Source organism: Albibacterium profundi (genome assembly GCF_042159835.1).
GTDB lineage: Bacteria > Bacteroidota > Bacteroidia > Sphingobacteriales > Sphingobacteriaceae > Albibacterium > Albibacterium profundi.
On the sequence record NZ_JBBVGT010000002.1, the window covers coordinates 185,407 to 206,944 of the forward strand.

The window sequence follows — 21,538 nt, forward strand, 5'->3', positions numbered from 1 at the left end:
GAATGATGAATCAAAAATTTGCAAAGGAATCACACGTTGTCATGAATGAGCTGGTATTGCCTAATGACACGAACCCTCTCCATAATCTGATGGGTGGACGTCTACTTCACTGGATGGATATTGCTGGTGCTATTTCTGCGCAAAAGCATTGCGACGCTGTTGTCGTAACAGCATCGGTAGATAATGTATCATTCAAACATCCGGTTAAACTCGGAGCCGTTGTTACAATTGAAGCCCAGGTAACCCGGGCCTTTAACACTTCTGTGGAGGTACGGTTAACCGTATGGGCGCAGAATATGCCGGGCGGCACTAAAGTAATCTCTAACCAAGCTTTCTACACCTTTGTGGCAATCGACGAACATTCGAATACGATGAAGGTACCGCGACTGCTTCCGGAGACAGACGAAGAAAAGGAACTTTTTACAAGTGCTGTTCAACGCCGCGAGATGCGATTGGTATTGGCTGGTAAATTAGCCGTTACGGACGCTTCTGAATTAAAAAATATATTAAATCCGCTTCGTAACGAAACTAAGCCTTAACTAGCTTCCCAGTTCAACGATTCGGTCGAACTCTTCACGCTTTAACGGCATCACAGATAGCCTACTTTGCTTTACAAGCGCAGTTTCCTTTAACAGCTCATCGCTTTTGATCGTTTCGAGAGTAACGGGATTTTTAAGCTCTTCAACCGGTGATAGGTCTACAACCACCCAACGGTCGTCCGTAGTGGTTGGATCTTGATAATATTCGTTGACAACCTTAGCTATCCCAACGACTTCCTTCCCTTCGTTACTATGGTAGAACAGAACGAGGTCGCCTCTTTTCATGTCTTTCATATTATTCCTGGCTTGGTAATTACGTACACCATCCCAGAAAGTCTGCTTATCCTTTTGAAACTGTTGCCAACTGTATTTAAACGGTTCAGATTTAACTAAGTAATAATTCATGTCAAAAAAAAGAGAGATTTGGGATCATTCCCAAATCTCTCCAAATCTAATAAAATTCAGGGATTAATGACCACTCTGACCATCTATTCCATGTGCATGTCCATGTGACAATTCGTCTTCGGTAGCCTCGCGAACTTCTAGTACTTCGATGTCAAAATGTAAATTTTGGCCAGCCATTGGGTGATTCAAGTCTACAACAACAACTTCCGGGCTCACTTCAACAACCTTTGCTCTGAACTGATTACCTTGATTGTCTTGAAGAGGGATAATCTCTCCAACTGGCGGGATGCCAGACTCTTTAAACATATCGGCAGGAAGTTGAGCAACGGCCGCCTCATCAACATCTCCATAAGCATCAACAGCTTGAAGTTCAAAATCGACCGTGTCACCTTTCTTTAAACCTTGAATATTTTCTTCAAATTTAGGTAACATCATACCCACACCCGATAAAAAAACTAATGGATTTTCTTTGCTTGCTTCTTCAACAAACTCTTTCTTTCCATCGTTTAACGTGTGTAACTTGTAAGTTAGCGCTACTACGGTGTTTGGTTGTATATTCATCTTATAAAAATTGTGGGGATTCTCATTGAATCTCCGGATTAAAAATTAAATTTAATGCAGCTGGTATAGTATCTACGGGTAAGCTACAGCTTTTGTTTTTGCAAACGTATACCCTTGTGCTCTCACCTATTCGATTTTTTAACAAAGGTAGATTCTCATTCATACCCCCTAACGTAATTTTGTTTGGAAGATAAGTTCGATCTAGTTCCCGTCTGTATGTATTTGATTCTGGCCCTGTGATAGCAATTTCATTAACACCAACAACTTCATTCAATACCAACATTGCCCAATTCGAAAATGCAGATGGATAAGTTTTTATTTGTGGAAAAACATTGATCAGTGTCTGCATAGCCATTGAACGATACTTATCTTCATCAAAAAACAAGCCTAACTTGAATAACTGGGTGACAAAAACAGAATTAGATGAAGGAATGACATCATCCATAATTTCTCTTTTTTCAGCAATCAATTGCTCAGCTTTCTTAGAGCTATAGCGAAATACGGTGTCACCCTCTTGCCGGAAATCCGACAATACTCTATTCGTCAACCCCTTAGCACGGTTTAAATATTCAACATTAAAGGTAGCTTCGTATAATCCGATCAGCGCATCGATGTAAAAAGCATAATCATCTAAGAAACCGAGAACCTGTCGCCCGTGATGCTCTGGCTGCCTCAATAAATTACCCTCGCCATCTAATAGGTTCTCTTTGATAAATTGATCACAGCTAACTGCAACGTCTAAAAATTCTTGCTTATTAAATGTACGATAAGCACCTGTAAATGCCCTGATCACCATTGAGTTCCATGCACACAGAACTTTGTTGTCTAAAGCAGGACGGTTTCTTTTCTCTCGAAATGCATATAATTTCTTTTTAACTTCAGCTAAATATACTTCCCACTCATCAGCTGTAAATCCGGCTTCCTGCGCCAATATGTCAGCATCCACAGCGGTCTTAAGAACATTGCTATGCATTTCTTGCCAATTCCCTTCCTCTGTTATTTGAAAGTATTGAATAAATAACATTGCGTCCTCCCCCAGAGCTTCAACGATCTCATCCTGTGTAAAACAGTAGTACTTACCTTCAACGCCATCACTGTCTGCATCTAATGAGCTATAAAATCCACCTGATGGATGCATCATTTCACGCTGTACCCAAGCCAGTGTTTCAAATACAACTCGTTTGTACTGGGGATCTTGTTTATGCAAGTATGCTTCACAATAAAGGCTTACTAACAAAGCATTGTCATATAACATCTTTTCAAAATGTGGAATGTGCCATTCAGCGTCTACCGAATACCGTGCGAAACCGCCACCCACATGATCATAGATCCCACCGGATGCTATTTTTTTTAAAGTAAAATGGACATGTTCGAGTACAGTATTATCTTGCGTATGAAAACCATACCGAAGAAGAAAAAGCCAGTTATTTGGAATAGGAAACTTGGGCACCCTACGGTTCCCACCATGCTTAGCATCAAAAGAGTTTTTCCAATCGTCTACCATGTCAGTTAACATCTGCAACTGAAACGGCTCATCTATTTCATGATGAGGAATCAAATCAGAACGGACAATGCCTTCGGTTAATCGTTCCGCATAGTCATAAGCCACGTCAGGCTTTTGCAGCCAGGTTTCGTTAAGTTGGATTAAAATATTAACCCAATCTTCCGGTCGAAAATACGTACCGCCATAGATAGGCCTGCCATCAGGTAAACATATTACATTGAGCGGCCAGCCTCCCTGCCCTTTCATCAACTGCACTGCCGTCATATAAATATGATCGATATCAGGGCGTTCTTCTCGGTCAACCTTAACAGCGATAAAATGATCATTCATCACTTTCGCCACTTCGTTATTCTCGAAGCTTTCACGCTCCATTACATGACACCAATGACATGCCGCATAACCGATGCTGACAATAATAAGTTTGTTTTCGCTTTCTGCCTTCTGAAGAGCTTCTTTTCCCCACGGAAACCAGTCAACAGGGTTGTTCTGATGCTGCTTTAAATATGGTGAGGACTCATGTTGTAACCGATTGGGCATATATTTCATAAATGTAAGATTTTCAATGAAAAATAGAAAATTAGTGCTTAGAATAACTAATTTTTGCCTTTAAGCTTAGCTTTTTAGTAACTTGCAACTCATTAAAATCCGTAACTATATGACACCTTTTGATAGACTCACTCTTTTGAGAGAGAAAATGAAAGAACAGAATATTGATGCTTATATTATTGCTTCGGCAGACCCACATATGAGCGAATACCTTCCCGATCGGTATAAGAACATGGAGTGGCTTTCAGGCTTTACCGGATCTGCCGGAACCTTAGCAATAACGGCTAATTTCGCTGGCTTATGGACAGATAGTCGCTATTTTGTTCAGGCAGGAGACCAATTAAAGGATACAGGTTTTGAGCTGGTTAAATTGAAGAACCAAGGCGCTCCGGAGTATATTGATTGGTTAGCACAACAACTGAACGAAGGGTCAACATTAGGCTTTGATGGTAAATTGATGTCTATCGCCATCGCTAATCAAGCAATTGAAGCAATGAAAAGCAAGAACATTCAAGTAAACGCAGCAATTGACTTAATTGACGAAATCTGGACTGATCGACCTTCTCTGCCGAGTGAACCTGCATACTTAATAGACGAGGAGACCACAGGCAAATCAATTACTAACAAAATTGCGGAAGTAAAGGCGGCCCTGCGTACAAAGGGAGCTACAGCTCATTTGATATCTTCTTTGGATGATATCTCATGGGTGTTCAACCTACGCGGGTCTGATGTCAAATGCAATCCGGTAGTTCTAAGTTTCGCATTGATCGAAGATGAAGATGTACAGTTATTTATAGACAAGAACAAGCTGAGTGAAGAAGATGTCAGTAAGCTCCACGACGCAAAGGTTTCGATTCAGGAGTACGATGCTATCGAGCCAGCCATCGCATCTTTGTCGACTAAAGATACCGTGCTAATAGATCCGAAACGTAATTGTTTTGCTTATTACGCTCTCATCCCCAAAGAGTGCACTAAAATAGAAGCGATCAACCCGAGCACATTTCTAAAAGCTGTAAAAAATGAAACCGAACTGAAGCATATGCGTACTACGATGGTGAAAGACGGAGCAGCGCTAACTAAGTTTTTCTACTGGTTGGAAAATAATATTGGAAAGGAGCAGATCACGGAAATCACGATTGCGGAAAAGCTAAAAGAGTTTAGAGCACAACAAGATGGTTTTGTGGGCGAAAGTTTCGATACGATAGCAGGATACAAAGCGCATGGCGCCCTACCTCATTATAAAGCTACAGAAGAAAACAAGTCCACCCTAGAACCGAATGGCATGCTCTTAATTGACTCAGGCGGACAATATACGACGGGGACAACTGATATCACCCGCGTTATTTCATTGGGGAATCCGAGTGCTGATGAAAAGCGAGATTACACCTTAGTACTCAAAGCATTAATAGAAGGGAGCACCATTATTTTTCCGGTAGGAACAAAAGGATATCAGATTGATGCGATTACTCGTCGACCTTTATGGGATTATTCAAAAAACTATGGACACGGTACCGGCCATGGTGTTGGATTCTTTTTAAATGTTCACGAAGGGCCGCATGTCTTCAATACGGCAAACATAGATATCGCAATAGAACCTAACATGGTTTCATCAATAGAACCAGGCTTGTATATTGAAGGGAATTATGGTATCCGGATCGAAAACCTAGTGGTTAACCGTATAGAAACCGAGAATCAGTTTGGTCAATTCCAAAGCTTCGAAACCTTGACACTGTGTTATATAGAAACATCGTTGATCGACAAAAGCCTATTGGATGACAAACATATAAAATGGCTCAACGATTATCACGCATTCGTTTTCGCTCAACTATCGCCTTCCTTAAATGGAGAAGAGCTTGAATGGTTTAAAAACAAGACAAAAGCAATCTAATGAGCAAGATACCTCCTCCACCGGAAACCACTCCAGCCTTAGCTTTTGAGCGTTTATTAACAATCATGAACACGCTGAGAACAGACTGTCCATGGGATAAAAAACAAACCATGAACAGTTTACGTCATCTAACAATTGAAGAGATGTACGAGCTTGCAGATGCTATTTTGGAGAATGATTTACCAGAAGTGAAAAAGGAGCTCGGTGATATCCTCTTGCATATTGTCTTCTACGCTAAAATAGCAGAAGAAAAACGTGCATTTGATATCACCGAGGTATTGAATAGTATCTGTGACAAGCTGATAAACCGACATCCCCATATCTACGGCGATGTTGATGTTAACAACGAAGATGATGTCAAACAAAATTGGGAACAAATAAAACTAAGAGAAGGCAACAAATCCGTTCTTGGTGGCGTACCACAATCTCTTCCGGCTTTGGTAAAAGCTTATCGGATACAGGATAAAGTGCGAGGTGTGGGATTTGATTGGGATAACAAAGGACAGGTTTGGGAAAAGGTTGAAGAAGAATTGAATGAATTTAAAAATGAATTCAATATCGAAGGCGGTGATCATGTTGACGAAGAAAAAGCCGAAGCTGAATTTGGCGATCTTCTATTCTCGTTGATTAATTATGCGCGTTTTCTCAACATAAATCCAGAAAACGCACTTGAACGAACGAATAAGAAGTTTATTAAACGCTTTAGCTATCTGGAACAAAAAGCCACAGAAGACGGAAAGAAACTGCAGGACATGTCACTCGATGAAATGGATGTGTACTGGGATCAAGCGAAAGAGAGAGAATAATTATTTCTTATTTAAAACTGATTGCTTTTACTGGGTTTATGCGGCTTACCAATCCAGAGGGTATTAACAAAACTAACAGGCAGATCACCAATGTGCCTATATTAAGCAATAGTATATCTGAGACGGAGATCGATATTGGTACATGATCTACGTAATACGATGCTTCATCTAGCTTGAACAAGCGTGTGGACGATTGAAAAAAACACAATCCAAGTCCTACGAGGTTTCCTAATAGAAGTCCGTATCCGATTAAATACGCGGCGTTATAGAGGAAGATTTTTCTAATTCCACTGTTTGTAAAACCTAGCGCCTTTAAGATACCAATCATGCTCGTACGCTCCAGTATCATAATGAGCAGGGCAGAGATCATATTGATGACGGCTACGAGGACCATTAATACGAGAATTACCTCGGTATTAACATCGAGCAGATCCAACCATTTGAAAACTTCTGGATAATATTCTACAATACTAACTCCACGCAAGTCGATCGGCAAATGATCTATAACTTCAGAAGTAGTGTTTTCTAACGCGTTAAAGTCGGCTATGTGCATCTCATATCCCCCAACCGTGTTTTGATCCCAATTATTTAATCGCTGAATCAATGCTAAACTACCTATAATGTATGTTTTATCAATTTCCTCCACTCCCAAATTGAAGATTCCAACGATTTCAAATTTCCTTTTTCGGATAGGCTCCTGTACAAAATACATTAAAAAATCATCTCCAACATTTAGCTTGAGACGGTTTGCTAAGGTCTTAGAAACAATGATCTGCGTATTTGCACCGTCTGGATCGGAAAAGTCTATTCCCCTACCTTCCACCAGAATCTTTGATAAATAATCTTGATTATACAGACTATCGATACCCTTCAACACAACACCTTCCACCTCCTCGTTTACATTAATAATGCCCGGTTTAGTTGCAAAAGGCTGAATAGATTGAACATTTTCAATCGCTAACAAATTGGCTTTTATCGAATCATCCAACGAGATTGGGATATTATCGTAAGCGACATTCATGTCGTATTGAAAAGCGATAATATCACCACTGAAGCCACGCTGTTTTTCGATAATTTCATTTTTGAATCCCTTTAAAACAGCGACGGCCAATATCATAACAGTCAAGCCAAGCATAATGCCCGCAATAGCTACACGAACAATCAGTTTAGAGAAAGTACGATTACTTTTCGTTGTAATGCGACGTGCTATGAATAAAGGAAAATTCAAATTAGATATAGATTATTTTTACCTTCGCAAAGGTAAAGAATGTATTTTAGAATCTTTTAATTAATAATATGTCGATTATTTTCATGGGCACCCCAGATTTTGCGGTGGCTTCACTCAAAGCCTTGTTGGATGCAGGAGAAAACGTAATAGCGGTCGTGACAGCGACTGACAAACCAGCAGGACGAGGACAAAGGCTTCAGCAATCGGCAGTAAAACGTTATGCGATGGAGCAAGGTTTGCCGGTCATGCAACCACGCAATTTGAAGGATCCTGAATTTCTTAGAGAACTAAAGAGTTATGGTGCCGAGCTGCAAGTGGTTGTGGCATTCCGGATGTTGCCTGAAGCTGTCTGGAATATGCCTGAGAAGGGCACAATTAACCTGCACGCCTCTTTATTGCCGCAATACCGAGGTGCGGCGCCAATTAACCATGCCATTATCAATGGAGAAAAGGAAAGCGGCGTGACAACATTCCTATTACAACATGAAATTGACACCGGCAATATCCTTTTTTCGGAGAAGGTTTACATTGCGTCTGATGCTACTGCGGGCGATTTGCATGATGACTTGATGAATGTAGGTGCTACGCTGCTGGTAAAAACAGTTCAAGCACTGAAGAAAGGAGGGGCAATTGAGAAACCGCAGCGCGCAGAGCCGAATACCCTAAAACCGGCACCAAAGATCCACAAAGAAGATTGTAAAATAGATTGGTCACAGTCCGTTGAGAACGTATACAATTTTATCAGAGGGCTGAGTCCCTACCCCACTGCTTATACCTATTTACAAGGTAAGATGCTTAAAATATTCCAAGCAAAACCTATATACGAAACACCTCATATTCCCGTGGGTGATTTCACGAGTGATGGCAAACACTTCTTACACTTCGCATGCAAAGACGGTTACATAGCAGTTGAAACGCTACAAATTGAAGGAAAAAAAAGAATGGGAACGGCCGACTTCCTTCGGGGTTACGCTATTAATTCAATAAATTAGTCGCTCTCACTGAACCTATATAGCCATTGCTCATATTGCCCCCAGATTTTTTTAGACAGTCGGTTAAAATAACGTTTCTTTTTATAGCCGAGCACACACTGGATTCCGTGTACCGCGTTTGTAATAAAAATCTCCTCGGCCTCATTGAGTATATGTGGGTTAATCTGAGCTTCGACAATTTCGATACCTTCAGCTTCTGCAAAATCAATTATGGAACGTCGCATGACACCATCAACACAACCTTCTGTTAAAGCTGGTGTATAGATTGTATTTTCATAAATAACAAAAATATTGGACGATGAGGTTTCACAGATAAACCCTTCGTCGTTTAAAATAACGACATCGTCGAGGCCATGTTTCTTACGGTAAACCCCAGCTAATACATAAAGAAGCGAGTTGCTTGACTTGAGAGCCGAAAGAGAGTTTACCGACTTTCTATGATCTGGGAATACATCAATAATAAGCCCTGCTTGATTATGTATATTTATTTTCTTGTCTAGTCGATTTACTTCTATCAAGTAAGCTGGCACATTCGTAGTAGGCGTATATAAACCCTCGCCATCACGAAAAACCGCCAGGCGTACGCGACACTCGCTGTCCACTAATCCATTTTTTATCAACAGTTCTTGTATACGCTTCAGCACAAAATCTTCGTCAAATCTATGGACGTTATCAAACTGCAAGAGCGTCATGCTCTTTTGCAGCCGTTCTACGTGATACCTTAATAAAGGAACCTTCCCATCCTCAACACGCATTGTCTCGAAGATGCCGTCACCATAGCGGAAGCTGCGGTTATTCGATTGAAAAATAGCTTCTGTACTTCTATAAAATTCACCATTATAATCTAAATAGCGAGCTTGATTCATTCAGATATTCTTGTTTAAATCTTTATTAATAGTTTTTATTTGCTTTCCCGATCGTATTGGACATAAGATCGCCACTTTTCTAAGCATAAACGAAAATCATCAGGTATTGGTTTCTCAAATAGCATATTTTCTTTGTTACGAGGATGTACAAAACCTATTGATTGTGCGTGCAAAGCTTGTCGCGGTAACAGAGCAAAACAATTGTCAACAAATTGCTTATACTTCGAAAATACGGTTCCTTTCAGAATACGATCTCCTCCATATGTGGCATCGTTGAACAATGGATGACCTATCGATTTCATATGAGCGCGGATTTGATGGGTGCGACCGGTCTCCAATTGACATTCGATAACTGTAATATAACCTAATCTTTCTAAGACTTTGTAGTGTGTTACCGACCACTTTCCGTTTTCTTCACTGTCGTACATATCCATTACACGCCTGTCTTTTAGACTTCTACCAATATAGCCAGTAACAGTACCATCCTCGGCCAGATCACCCCATACCATAGCAATATATTTTCGATGGATGCTGTGGTCAAAAAACTGCTTAGCTAGGTGCGTCATCGTTATTTCGTTCTTCGCTATTAGGAGGAGACCACTCGTATCTTTATCAATTCTGTGAACCAATCCGGGTCTACCATCATTTCCCGGTAACTCAGGTAAGGACCTGAAATGATAAGTAAGTGCATTCACTAACGTTCCCGTATAATTATTATAGCCCGGATGCACCACCATTCCCGGCTCTTTGTTCACAATTAATAAGTCATTATCTTCATAAATGATATCGAGAGGAATGTTCTCCGGATATACTTCAGTATCCCTGGGTGGATGTGGAAATACAACCGAAATAACGTCTAGTGGCTTTACCTTATAACTTGCTTTTATTGCCTGATCATTGACCAAAACATTTTCTGCATCAATGGCATTCTTTATTCTATTTCTTGAGGCATTCTCGATTCGATGCATCAAAAACTTATCGATTCGCAATAGACTCTGTCCTTTATCCACGACGATCCGAAAATGTTCAAATAAGTCCTGCTCTTCGCTTTCCTGTGGAGTAAGTTCATCATTCATAAACGCAAAAATAAGATATGTTAATCAATTGCGATCAGGATTCGCTAGTTTTATACAATTTTTATGAGTAAACAGCTTGTATGGAATTTAACTTCGATTTTTACAGTCCCGAACAGGCCTTAATACTGCCTTCAGCCAAAGAAAAAAAAATTGAACTGTACATCAAACGTGACGATTTAATACATCCTTATATTTCCGGCAATAAATGGCGGAAATTGAAGTACCCTCTTCAGCAAGCGCGACAAAAAGGAAAGTCGCATCTGGTTACTTTTGGCGGGGCCTGGTCAAATCACCTTCTGGCAACAGCATGCGCGGGAGCCCAATTTGGGTTTGAGACCACAGGCTATGTTCGCGGAGAGCAGATCGACAACCCTGTTTTAACACTTTGTAGATTGTTCGGCATGAAACTTCAATTTGTAGGGCGAGATGAATATCGTGACAAAAGAGCCCTATTTGAGCGAGATTACCGTCGCAATTCGAATTCGTTCTTTATCGACGAAGGCGGCTATTCTCCCGAAGCTGCAAAAGGTTGCGAGGAAATCGTAAAGGAATTACAGCGAGTATATGATCATATTTTTGTCGCCTGTGGAACTGGAGCAACATTGGCAGGGGTTGCCAAAGGTATTTCGCTCTATCAGCCTAACGCAAAAGCACATGGTATACCGGTATTAAAAGGTGGTGATTTTATTAGAAAAGCGGCCTTGGGGCTTTACCCGGATCTCGACTTCACCCTTCATTGCGACTATCATTTTGGAGGCTACGCCAAAACTAAAGCGAACTTAATGTCTTATATATCTGAGTTCTGTAGAACGACGGGAATCCTGATAGAGCCAGTGTATACAGGCAAACTCCTTTTCGGCATTACGGATTTAATCGAAAAAAATTATTTCAAAGGAGGAGACCGAATATGCATCATTCACACGGGAGGCCTGACGGGCTTTTTAGGATTTCAATCAAATTTTTTATTAGATTTGAATAATTCCAACTCATAAATATAACCATCATCTAAACTCGAAACTATGTACAAGCTCACCGTTTCTCCCGACCAAGTGAAGAGTGTTTTAAGTCGCCATATTTTAGCCGACGGCTATGATTTAACGTTTGATATGGAACGCAGTCATGGCGTTTATATTTACGATTCCAAAAATGAACGAGAACTGCTCGATTTCTTTACCTGCTTTGCATCTGTTCCCTTGGGATATAATCACCCGAAGATGGTAAATGATGATGCCTTTAAAAAAAGTTTGCTTTTGGCTGCATTGAGTAATCCGTCGAATTCGGATGTTTACACAAGGGAGTTTGCCGAGTTTCTTCTAACCTTTTCTAGAGTCGGAATTCCTTCCTTTATGCCACACGCTTTCTTTATTTCAGGAGGTGCTTTGGCCGTCGAGAACGCACTTAAAACGGCGATGGACTGGAAAGTGCAGAAGAACTTCAAGAAAGGCCATAAAGAAGAAAAAGGTTTTAAGGTTTTGCACTTCAAACATGCCTTTCATGGACGAAGTGGTTATACATTGAGTTTAACCAATACACTACCGGACAAGACAAAATGGTTCGCGCAATTTGACTGGCCAAGAATTTCATCCCCGGAAATAACCTTTCCGTTAAACGAAGAAAATCTTTCGAATGTAAAAAAACTAGAAAACATTACATTAAATGAGATTGAGAACGCATTCGAAGAAAATAAAGATGATATTTGTGCAATCTTGATCGAACCCATCATATCTGAGGGAGGTGACAAACATTTTCGAAAGGAATTCTTGGAATCCCTCAGAAAGATATGTGATGAAAAAGAGGCTTTATTGATTTACGATGAAGTTCAAACCGGAGTCGGACTGACTGGAAAGTTTTGGTGTTTTGAACATTTTGGACCAAAGGCGAGACCGGATATATTGGCGTTTGGCAAGAAAATGCAAGTATGTGGAATCTTGGCGAGCGAGCGGATTGATGAGGTAGAAAATAATGTATTTAAGGTTTCTTCTAGGATTAATTCAACCTGGGGAGGAAACCTAGCCGATATCGTAAGATCCACCAAGATTTTACAAATTATCGAAGAAGATAGCTTGGTGGAAAATTCCGAACGGATGGGTAAATATTTATTGGAAAAGCTTCATAACTTAGCGGACGATTTCGAACTAATATCGAATGTGAGAGGACGAGGCTTATTAACAGCATTCGATTTTTCGACTAAAGATATTAGAGACAAGTTTATTAAAGAAGCCTTGGACCAAGGTGCACTATTTTTAGGATGCGGCGACAGGTCGATTCGTTTCAGACCGGCTCTCATCGTTCAAGAGGAAGATATAAATAGAGGGCTAGAGATCATGCGTAGTGTTTTGCCCGTTCTTGTGTAAAACATTGGGCAAAACAAAAAAAGAAACAATAAATGAATAAAGTAAATAAAAAACGATTTCTTTGGTTAGGGCTGATTATATTAATCGTCGTTTACATCGTTATAAGCGACTCATCGTTACTAACCAACACAAAGGAAATTCGTGGAAACTTTACTGAAACGGCATTTTCCAGAAATGAAAACAATGCCGGCCCCGTAATACGACTGTATGCCGTTAAGGTAGATAGTCCGGCGGTTGCAGAATATGAAGAATATGGCAACTCGATGCCGCACACCGAGCATGGTATCACCAAAATATTCTTCTTTGATACTGAACAAGGCTCGCCAGAAGAACTTTCGCTAACCGCCCCTCATTATGACACCGCGCGTTATAATGCCATATGGGTTTATCAGAAAAATGCGATTGGAAAGACGACTGAAAGTAAATAGTCTCCCTACAGGCATTACACAAAAGCACTGAAGCCTGTGATGGCGCGACCTACGATCAAAGAATTGATTTCTTTGGTTCCTTCATAGGAGTAAATTGCTTCTGCGTCAGCCACAAAGCGGGCAACATCATGTTCTAATAAGATGCCGTTTCCTCCCATTACTTCTCGCGCTTTACCTACGATATTACGCATTCTCAGGGTACAAAACACCTTTGCCAGTGAAGCATGTTCATCTTTAAGAAGTTGATGATCCTGTAGTTCCGATAATCGGTACACCAGCGTTTGCATCGCGGTTAAATCTGACAACATCTCGACAAGGTGATCTTGAATCAATTGGAACGAAGCGATCGGTTTTCCAAATTGCTCACGCTTACGCGTATAATCCAATGCATTTTCATAAGCTCCCCGAGCGCAACCAACTGCCATCCATGCCACACCAGCTCGCGTCATTCTCAACACGTTAGCCGTATCTTTAAATGAATTAGCACGAGGCATCCGATCCGACTCAGAAACTACGCAATTTTCCATCGTAATAAGGCCATTCTGAACAATCCGAAGAGACATCTTCCCTTTCATTTTCTCGACATGATAACCAGGGGTATCCTTTTTTACTAAAAAGCCTTTGACTTGGTTATCATCTACATCACGTGCCCATATAACCGTAACGTCAGCAAATGGAGCATTCCCGATCCATTTTTTCTGACCATTCAAAACCCACCCCTCATCTGTTTTTTTACACGTGGTGGTAAGTCCTCCTGCAGCGCCGGACCCTACCTCAGGCTCTGTCAAACCAAAAGCTCCAATTTTATCAAGTTGTTGCAGTTTCGGAAGCCATTCGTTCTTCTGCTCATCTGAACCGCACAAGTATATAGATCCCATTACCAGTCCACTTTGGACTCCAAAAAAGGTAGCAATCGACGAATCAACCCGAGCCATTTCCATTGCTATAACACCTTCCATGCGAAAAGACATATTAGGACATCCGTAACCTTCATAAGTGACGCCACAAAGGTTTAATTCAGCAAATTTAGGTATGATTTCAAATGGAAACTCATCGCGCAGCCAGTAATGATTTACCAAAGGTTTAATTTCGGCTTCCATAAACTGACGTACTTTTAGTTGAATAGCACGCTCCTCTTCGGTTAAACGCAAATGCACCTCATAAAAATCGCCATTTATTTCCGGCAGCTTCCGCTCCTTTTTATCAGATTCCAACATCCTCATCAATCCAGATAACTGTGCATCGTCCAATTTGGAAAAGCCATCAAGGGCTTTTGGCAGGTCAACCTTAGCCGATAGTTTATCAAGTTGGTCGAAATCGATTTGCTGCAATAATTTAAAAGCACTTTTAATTTTCGAAAATGGGTTTGCCATAAGCTTTTAATAACGATTAAGATTCACATGAGTTTATACTAAACAACCGATCACGCGGCTTACAACAAGTCAAAAAGGCTGTTGACGCCAAGATATCGTCTGCACGTAAAACCCTCGCCATGGGTGACATGAATATCTTTACCGTATTCGATAGCGCGACTTTCTATAGCCTTCATAAATTCTGGTCTTGAAATATATGTTTGCGGCTCATCAGCCTGATAGTCGGTATTAAAAAACTGACTTCGAAACGCTTGAATAACCGCTATTTTTTCTTCCCAATACTCGCTGATATCTACAACAATATCGGGTTTAATATAACGGTCCTGAATCAGCTGTAATAGTAATCTTGGGCGATGAGGGTCTTGTTCCTCGCCGTTATAGTTTGTATGGATTCGACGCAACCCTGACAGAAATGCCGCGTCATCGACAAGTTGCCCCGCACGCCCGTGATCAGGGTGCCGGTCCTCTACCGCATTAGTGATAATAATCTCCGGTTGGTAGCGACGTATTATTTCCACCACCTGAAGCTGGTGCTCTTCATCATTACGGAAAAAACCATCTCGCATTTTAAGATTTTCACGCACGACAATGCCTAGCAGCTGGGAAGCCTTCGCAGCTTCCTCAAAGCGTGTGGCCGCTGTCCCGCGGGTACCTAACTCGCCTTGAGTTAAATCGACAACACCTACTTTTTTCCCTGAATCAACCGCTTTTAAAATGGTACCTGCACAACCAAGCTCGGCATCATCCGGATGCACGACAATTACTAGTAAATCAAGTTTATCTTTATTTTCTAAATTCATTATTTACAATATGTATAATCAAAATCTTCGTAGGTTAGACGAGGTATAACAAGCTAATAAACTGAATTAATAGTAGAAATAGTTTCCCCGCTCTGCATTCCGAATAATGGTCTCGATGTCGTAATCAACCGACTTACTGTATTCACTTTTTAAGTCGTGTCCAAAAACCTTTGCAAGCGACTGATAGAAGAATGCAGGAACACCGCCCCGAAGTTCCTTTACGACTTCAAAACTGGAATTACCGGTTTGTCTGTCTATTAGCTTTAGTAATATAGCACCTTGAGACACAGACATATTTTTTATCTCATTGTTAAACATATCTTTTATCTCTCTTTCACATTCCTTCACCAATTTTCGCTTTTCCTTCTTGCTATCGGTTAGCGCCAAATCCCGATGGAGCTGTTCGTATTTCTTTTGCGCAATCTTCGCATATGGAAGAACCTTTAACACATTATATTTTAGTCGATTGTATGCCTTTCTATCAGCTTCAGTTTTAAAAGTACGTCTAGCGTAGATATTCACCTCACGCAATAAAATCCACGGCACTTTCTCTCCATCTAAGATCGTGGTCGGAACAATTATTGGAACTTCACCAACGTCCAGACGGTGCTCAGAGTCTTGAGCATAAAGATTTGTTCCAAAAAAAACTAAGGAACAAACTAAAAAAAATGCCAAATATTTCATATATTTAACTAAGCCCTTTTCAAAAATAAAGTTATAAAAAATTTCTTTCAAAAGATAATAAATAACTTTGTGGGCAAACAGGCAAAGACGAAAGAGAGTAGCATTTTATGAAGGAAATAGTAATTGATTTAGAGGCGGAAAAGAAAGAGATTCTAAAGCGATATCGTGCATTACTGAGAGCCTGCAAACCAACCCTTCAAAAAGGTGACAAGCAGATGATCAGGAAGGCTTTCGACATGGCCTTGGAAAGCCATAAAGATATGCGGCGCAAATCTGGCGAACCCTATATATATCACCCGATAGCTGTAGCTCAAATTGCAGCTGAGGAGATCGGCTTAGGAACTACATCCATTGTTTGTGCATTATTACATGATGTGGTAGAAGATACTGATGTATCTCTATTAGACATTGAACTGGTGTTTGGTAAAAAAGTCAGCAAAATTATTGACGGACTAACCAAAATATCAGGCATCTTCGACCCTAACAGCTCAATCCAAGCCGAGAATTTCCGAAAAATGCTCCTTACGCTAGCAGATGATGTGCGCGTTATTTTAATCAAATTGGCGGACAGGCTGCATAATATGCGCACAATGGATTTTATGCCGCGTGACAAACAGCTCAAAATAGCCTCGGAAACCAGTTATTTATACGCTCCATTAGCGCATCGTCTAGGTCTATATGCTATCAAATCGGAATTAGAAGATCTATCAATGAAGTATACCGACCAGGATACATATAAGTTCATTGCTAAGAAGTTAAATGAAAAAAAAGCCGAACGAGAGCGATATGTAACGGAGTTTATCGAGCCAATAGAAGATATTTTAAAGGAACAGGGAATTGATGCACATGTTTTCGGGCGCCCTAAGTCTATACATTCCATTTGGAATAAAATGCGAAAAAAATCGACTCCCTTTGAAGAGGTATACGACTTATTCGCGATCCGAATTATCATTAACTCTAAACCCGAATTTGAAAAAGCAGACTGTTGGAAAGCGTATTCAATTGTTACCGACCTTTACAGGCCTAATCCCGACCGACTGAGGGATTGGATTTCATCTCCAAAAGGCAATGGCTATGAGTCTTTGCATACAACGGTTATGGGACCGAAAGGCCAATGGGTTGAAGTTCAAATTCGAACGACGCGTATGAATGAGATAGCTGAAAAAGGCTTTGCTGCGCACTGGAAATACAAAGAATCCAATTCTGATAATGGTTTAGATCAGTGGATACAAAAAGTGCGCGATATTCTGAGTAATCCGGAAAGCAATGCATTGGACTTTGTTGCCGACTTTAAAATGAATCTTTTTTCAGACGAGATTTTCATTTTTACACCTAAAGGGGCTTTGATACAGTTACCACAAGGTGCAACCGCTTTAGATTTTGCATTTGAGATTCACTCCGATTTGGGCGCTAGCTGTATTGGTGCAAAAGTAAATCATAAGTTAGTCCCTATATCACATATCCTTCAAAATGGCGATCAAGTTGAGATTATTACATCCACCAAACAGACTCCTAAAGAAGATTGGCTCAATATTGTAAAAACCGCAAAAGCTAAATCGAAGATCAAATCTTCACTAAAGGAGGAGAAACGAAGAGTTGCTGAGGACGGGAAAGAGATCTTAGAGAGGAAGTTAAAATCACTAAAAGTCACCTATAATACCGATAATCTGAATAAGTTATCTTACTTTTTCAAGCTTCCGTCGACTCAAGATCTTTTCTACAATGTTGCGAAGGGTGATATCGATATTAAGGATCTCAAAGAATTTGTTATATCAGAAAAATCCAATGAACTCGGATTAAATCATTTCGACTCGCATGTCGAGGGACTTGTGAAGAAGATTAACAAAAAAAATCAAGAAACGCTTCTCATTGGTGATGAGCTGCAAAAGATTGATTATACCTTATCACCTTGCTGCAATCCAATACCAGGAGATGATGTATTTGGGTTTGTAACAGTAAGCGACGGCATCAAAATACACCGAAGCAATTGCCCTAATGCTGCTAGCTTAATGGCCAACTATGCTTATCGAATTGTTAAAGCCAAATGGACATCACAGAAAGAGCTGGCATTCTTAACCGGGCTATCTATTCTAGGAATTGACGACGTTGGCTTAATAAACCGGATCACAAAAGTTATCTCTGAAGATTTTAAAATCAATATTAGGTCGATTACCATTTCGAGCAACGAGGGCATCTTTGAAGGTTCTATCATGATCTTTGTCAACAGTACCGAGCACTTAGATTCTCTCATCAAAACATTAAAACAAATCAAAGGTATCACCGGCATAAATCGTTTTGAGTCAGAGGTGATAACACAATAATGTCAGGATACTGTCTTTCCCCGAAAAAACCCTTTTACAAATAAGAGAATATTCATCTTTTACATTTTTTTTGGGTAAATTTGACCGTTTAATAGGAATAAATGACTAAACAAGACTCATTTCAAGTTGTAAAGAAGATTTTCGAGGCTTACCTTGAAAACAAAAGCCTACGGAAGACTCCAGAGCGCTTTGCTATACTAGAAGAAATCTACTCTCGTAACGATCACTTCGATGTGGAATCTCTCTACATCCACATGAAGAACAAAAAATACCGCGTTAGTAGAGCGACTGTTTACAATACCTTAGAGCTATTAGTTTCATGTGATTTGGTAAAGAAGCACCAATTTGGCAAGAACATGGCTCAGTTTGAAAAATCATACGGTTATAAACAACACGACCACGTAATATGCATTGAATGCAGTAAGGTAGTTGAATTTTGTGACCCTCGAATCCATCAGATTCAGACAATGATTGGCGATCTATTAAATTTTGATATCAAGCATCATTCCTTAAACCTTTATGGGGTTTGTAGTTCTTGTGCGTCGAAGCGTGCAAATCGAGAAGAAGCCTCCGTGGAAAACACCTCGTCTTAAATCTATTTTTTAAAATTCTTACTATATAATTCTCACTCTCTATTTTAATAACTATGCAAGTTGATATACTTTTGGGCCTTCAATGGGGCGATGAAGGTAAAGGGAAAATTGTTGACGTTCTTTGCTCTCAGTATGATCTAATTGCTCGCTTTCAAGGTGGGCCTAATGCAGGACACACCTTAGAGTTCGATGGTCAAAAATATGTATTAAACACCATTCCATCGGGGATTTTCAATCCTAAAACTCTCAATTTGATTGGTAACGGTGTAGTCATCGACCCGATTATTTTAAAAAGAGAGATAGATAGTCTTAAAAAAAGCGGTTATGACCCAATTGCTGCTGGCAACTTGGTCATTGCCAGAAAAGCACATCTCATATTACCTACACATCAATTACTAGATGCGGCTTCTGAATCTAAAATGGGAGAAGCAAAAATTGGATCCACTCTGAAAGGCATTGGTCCCACCTACATGGATAAAACGGGAAGAAACGGATTGCGTGTTGGTGATACTACCCTGCGCGACTTTCAGGAACGCTATCAACGTCTCGTAGAAAAACATAAATCTATCTTATCTCACTATGGAGAGATTCCTGATTTCTCAGAAAAAGAAAAGGCTTTCTTCGAAGCCATTGAGTTCTTAAAATCTATCCCACATGTTGATAGCGAACATTTAGTCAACCAGTATCTAAAAGAGGGAAAATCTGTGTTGGCGGAAGGTGCGCAAGGCACGCTACTGGATATAGATTTCGGATCATACCCTTTTGTAACATCTTCTAACACCACGTCTGCGGGTGCGTGTACGGGTTTAGGGATTGCTCCAAAGACCATCGGTAAGGTTATCGGTATCTTCAAAGCTTATTGTACACGGGTTGGTGGTGGGCCGTTCCCTACTGAGCTTGACAACGAGATTGGTGAAAAATTACGGCAAATTGGTCATGAATTTGGTGCAACCACCGGAAGATCACGTCGGACTGGCTGGATTGACATTCCGGCGTTAAAGTATGCCATTATGCTAAACGGTGTTACCGAGCTTGTGATGACCAAGGCAGACGTTTTAAGTGGTTTTGAAGAAATAAGCGTATGTACACATTATATGCACAATGGTGAAAAAATAGATTACATGCCTTATGATATAATCACAGAGAAACCTAGCCCGGTAATTGAAAAACTACCCGGTTGGGAAGAAGATATTACGAAGATTACCAAAGAGAATGAAATACCCGAAGCTCTCAAGTCATATATTCAGTACCTAGAAGAGCAGTTAAATGTTCCAATTCGATACCTCTCAGTGGGACCGGATCGCTTACAAACATTGGTACTAGAATAGTTTTCAAACATGGTTTACGAACCAGACGATATTTATGCGTTTAAAGAAAAAGCCCGTTTCTGGGCTTCTTCTTTTTCTACCGTATGTATTATGGATTCAAACGGATATCCGGATCCCTACGGTTCTTTGTCGTTTCGTATCGCTGTAGGAGAAAAGTACAGATATCAATCGTCGGGTAAAGAAAGCATTCACAAACTACAATCCTTTCTCGATGAGCATCATGAAAACTTTATTCCTGGATATTTCTCTTATGATCAAGATACTTTTTTCTTTCTTCCTGAGACAGTCTTAACTATTAACTGTGACGCGGTAGAAGTCGAAGCTAAAAACCCAGACGAGGTTATTCGTGCTATCGAAACGACCCAAGTAGAATATCAAGGAGCCAGCTTTAAAGGAAAAATCCAGTCACGTATGTCGCGTGATGAATACCGAGATGCATTTAATTCATTAAAAAAACATATCCTACGAGGTGATATCTACGAAGTGAATCTCTGCCAAGAGTTCTACGCTGATGACGCTCAGCTAAACCCATTAGAAGCGTATATCGAATTAAACGCTGTTTCGCCTACACCTTTCTCATGTTTCTTTAAACATGATGAAATCGCTATCATGTCTGCGTCTCCCGAACGTTTTCTATGTAGAGATAAGGATCTCGTTATTTCTCAGCCGATTAAAGGAACGGCACCTAGAGGACGTACTGAAGCAGAAGACCAAAATATCATTGAAAAATTGAAAAGCAGTCCCAAAGAACAAAGCGAGAATATTATGATTGTCGATCTTGTTCGGAACGATCTGACGATAAGCGCAGAGCTTGGTACTGTTAAGGTCGAAGAGCTTCTCGGTTTATATAGTTTCAAACAGGTACATCAACTAATATCGACAGTTAGTTGTCGTCCAAAACAGTCGATCGTTCCCACCAGTATCATCACCAACACCTTTCCTCCCGGATCAATGACAGGAGCTCCAAAAATAAGTGCAATGAAATTGATCGAACAGTATGAAGCATCTAAACGGGGAATATACTCAGGGTCCGTTGGCTATTTCCAGGGGAATAGGAAATTCGATTTTAATGTTGTAATACGTAGCTTAATCTACGATTCCAAACAACAATACCTTTCCTTTCATGTCGGCGGTGCAGTCACCGCTCAATCACACGAAGAAGAAGAATACAATGAGTGTATACTAAAAGCATCTGCCATAAGACAGATGCTTTCTAAACATAAAACGACTTAATTAATAATACCTA

At 40.3% G+C, this 21,538-nt stretch carries 20 protein-coding genes; 11 read left to right on the forward strand and 9 right to left on the reverse strand.

All coding sequences use genetic code 11. From position 1 onward, the window contains the following. The first annotated feature begins 5 nt into the window (after nt 1-5). A complete protein-coding gene (locus WKR92_RS02225; RefSeq protein WP_375557947.1) occupies nt 6-539 on the forward strand; it encodes an acyl-CoA thioesterase in 534 nt (177 codons plus the stop codon). On the opposite strand, the gene WKR92_RS02230 is transcribed toward WKR92_RS02225, so the two are convergent. The 3 genes from WKR92_RS02230 to WKR92_RS02240 all read right to left on the reverse strand — a co-directional run bounded on the left by WKR92_RS02230 (nt 540) and on the right by WKR92_RS02240 (nt 3,555). Beyond that, nucleotides 540-944: an EVE domain-containing protein gene (locus tag WKR92_RS02230; protein WP_375556202.1), complete on the reverse strand. Its 405-nt coding sequence runs from the start codon at nt 942-944 to the stop codon at nt 540-542. Between the two features lie 63 nt (nt 945-1,007). Then, nucleotides 1,008-1,505, reverse strand: coding sequence for an FKBP-type peptidyl-prolyl cis-trans isomerase (locus WKR92_RS02235; RefSeq protein WP_375556203.1), 498 nt, complete (start codon nt 1,503-1,505; stop codon nt 1,008-1,010). 22 nt (nt 1,506-1,527) lie between these two features. Next, on the reverse strand, nt 1,528-3,555 hold the full coding sequence (locus tag WKR92_RS02240; protein WP_375556204.1) for a thioredoxin domain-containing protein: 2,028 nt from the start codon (nt 3,553-3,555) through the stop codon (nt 1,528-1,530). Between the two features lie 109 nt (nt 3,556-3,664). On the opposite strand from WKR92_RS02240, the gene WKR92_RS02245 reads away from it, so the two are divergent. Together WKR92_RS02245 and mazG are read left to right on the forward strand one after the other, a co-directional pair. Continuing rightward, a complete protein-coding gene (locus WKR92_RS02245; RefSeq protein ID WP_375556205.1) occupies nt 3,665-5,443 on the forward strand; it encodes an aminopeptidase P family protein in 1,779 nt (592 codons plus the stop codon). Beyond that, nucleotides 5,443-6,249, forward strand: coding sequence for a nucleoside triphosphate pyrophosphohydrolase (mazG, locus tag WKR92_RS02250; RefSeq protein WP_375556206.1), 807 nt, complete (start codon nt 5,443-5,445; stop codon nt 6,247-6,249). Before WKR92_RS02245 ends, mazG begins: the two co-directional genes overlap by 1 nt. A 7-nt stretch (nt 6,250-6,256) precedes the next feature. On the opposite strand, the gene WKR92_RS02255 is transcribed toward mazG, so the two are convergent. Next, nucleotides 6,257-7,477, reverse strand: coding sequence for an ABC transporter permease (locus tag WKR92_RS02255; RefSeq protein WP_375556207.1), 1,221 nt, complete (start codon nt 7,475-7,477; stop codon nt 6,257-6,259). A gap of 68 nt (nt 7,478-7,545) precedes the next feature. Here WKR92_RS02255 and fmt point away from each other — a divergent pair, with 68 nt between their 5' ends. Continuing rightward, nucleotides 7,546-8,469 (forward strand): methionyl-tRNA formyltransferase, encoded by a 924-nt coding sequence (fmt, locus tag WKR92_RS02260; RefSeq protein ID WP_375556208.1) that lies wholly within the window; start codon nt 7,546-7,548, stop codon nt 8,467-8,469. Here the strand turns inward: fmt and WKR92_RS02265 are convergent. Both WKR92_RS02265 and WKR92_RS02270 read right to left on the reverse strand, forming a co-directional pair. Next, nucleotides 8,466-9,335 carry an aminotransferase class IV gene (locus tag WKR92_RS02265; protein ID WP_375556209.1) on the reverse strand — a complete coding sequence of 290 codons (870 nt, stop codon included), beginning with the start codon at nt 9,333-9,335 and terminating at the stop codon, nt 8,466-8,468. The genes fmt and WKR92_RS02265 overlap by 4 nt on opposite strands. 35 nt (nt 9,336-9,370) lie before the next feature. Further along, nucleotides 9,371-10,411 carry an RluA family pseudouridine synthase gene (locus tag WKR92_RS02270; protein ID WP_375556210.1) on the reverse strand — a complete coding sequence of 347 codons (1,041 nt, stop codon included), beginning with the start codon at nt 10,409-10,411 and terminating at the stop codon, nt 9,371-9,373. Between the two features lie 80 nt (nt 10,412-10,491). Between WKR92_RS02270 and WKR92_RS02275 the strand changes: the two genes are divergently transcribed. From WKR92_RS02275 to WKR92_RS02285, 3 genes are read left to right on the forward strand one after another with little or no spacing between them, the layout of a single operon-like run. Then, nucleotides 10,492-11,403, forward strand: coding sequence for a 1-aminocyclopropane-1-carboxylate deaminase/D-cysteine desulfhydrase (locus WKR92_RS02275; RefSeq protein WP_375556211.1), 912 nt, complete (start codon nt 10,492-10,494; stop codon nt 11,401-11,403). A 27-nt stretch (nt 11,404-11,430) separates the two neighbouring features. Next, nucleotides 11,431-12,765, forward strand: coding sequence for an L-lysine 6-transaminase (gene lat / locus WKR92_RS02280; RefSeq protein WP_375556212.1), 1,335 nt, complete (start codon nt 11,431-11,433; stop codon nt 12,763-12,765). A gap of 32 nt (nt 12,766-12,797) precedes the next feature. Continuing rightward, nucleotides 12,798-13,193, forward strand: coding sequence for a hypothetical protein (locus tag WKR92_RS02285; RefSeq protein WP_375556213.1), 396 nt, complete (start codon nt 12,798-12,800; stop codon nt 13,191-13,193). 14 nt (nt 13,194-13,207) lie between these two features. On the opposite strand, the gene WKR92_RS02290 is transcribed toward WKR92_RS02285, so the two are convergent. The 3 genes from WKR92_RS02290 to WKR92_RS02300 all read right to left on the reverse strand — a co-directional run bounded on the left by WKR92_RS02290 (nt 13,208) and on the right by WKR92_RS02300 (nt 16,050). Next, complete coding sequence (locus WKR92_RS02290) at nt 13,208-14,566, reverse strand: acyl-CoA dehydrogenase family protein (protein WP_375556214.1); 1,359 nt, start codon at nt 14,564-14,566, stop codon at nt 13,208-13,210. Nucleotides 14,567-14,625: 59 nt separating this feature from the next. After that, nucleotides 14,626-15,366, reverse strand: a complete 741-nt coding sequence (bshB1, locus tag WKR92_RS02295) for a bacillithiol biosynthesis deacetylase BshB1 (protein ID WP_375556215.1) — start codon at nt 15,364-15,366, stop codon at nt 14,626-14,628. A gap of 66 nt (nt 15,367-15,432) precedes the next feature. Beyond that, nucleotides 15,433-16,050, reverse strand: a complete 618-nt coding sequence (locus tag WKR92_RS02300) for a DUF4294 domain-containing protein (RefSeq protein ID WP_375556216.1) — start codon at nt 16,048-16,050, stop codon at nt 15,433-15,435. A 107-nt stretch (nt 16,051-16,157) separates the two neighbouring features. Between WKR92_RS02300 and WKR92_RS02305 the strand changes: the two genes are divergently transcribed. From WKR92_RS02305 to WKR92_RS02320, 4 genes are all read left to right on the forward strand, one after another. Next, nucleotides 16,158-18,371, forward strand: a complete 2,214-nt coding sequence (locus WKR92_RS02305; protein WP_375556217.1) for a RelA/SpoT family protein — start codon at nt 16,158-16,160, stop codon at nt 18,369-18,371. Between the two features lie 101 nt (nt 18,372-18,472). Then, complete coding sequence (locus WKR92_RS02310; protein WP_375556218.1) at nt 18,473-18,964, forward strand: Fur family transcriptional regulator; 492 nt, start codon at nt 18,473-18,475, stop codon at nt 18,962-18,964. Nucleotides 18,965-19,017: 53 nt separating this feature from the next. Further along, entirely contained in the window at nt 19,018-20,292 is a 1,275-nt protein-coding gene (locus WKR92_RS02315) for an adenylosuccinate synthase (protein ID WP_375556219.1), read from the forward strand. A 9-nt stretch (nt 20,293-20,301) separates the two neighbouring features. Next, nucleotides 20,302-21,525, forward strand: coding sequence for an anthranilate synthase component I family protein (locus WKR92_RS02320; RefSeq protein WP_375556220.1), 1,224 nt, complete (start codon nt 20,302-20,304; stop codon nt 21,523-21,525). The last annotated feature ends 13 nt before the right edge of the window (nt 21,526-21,538 follow it).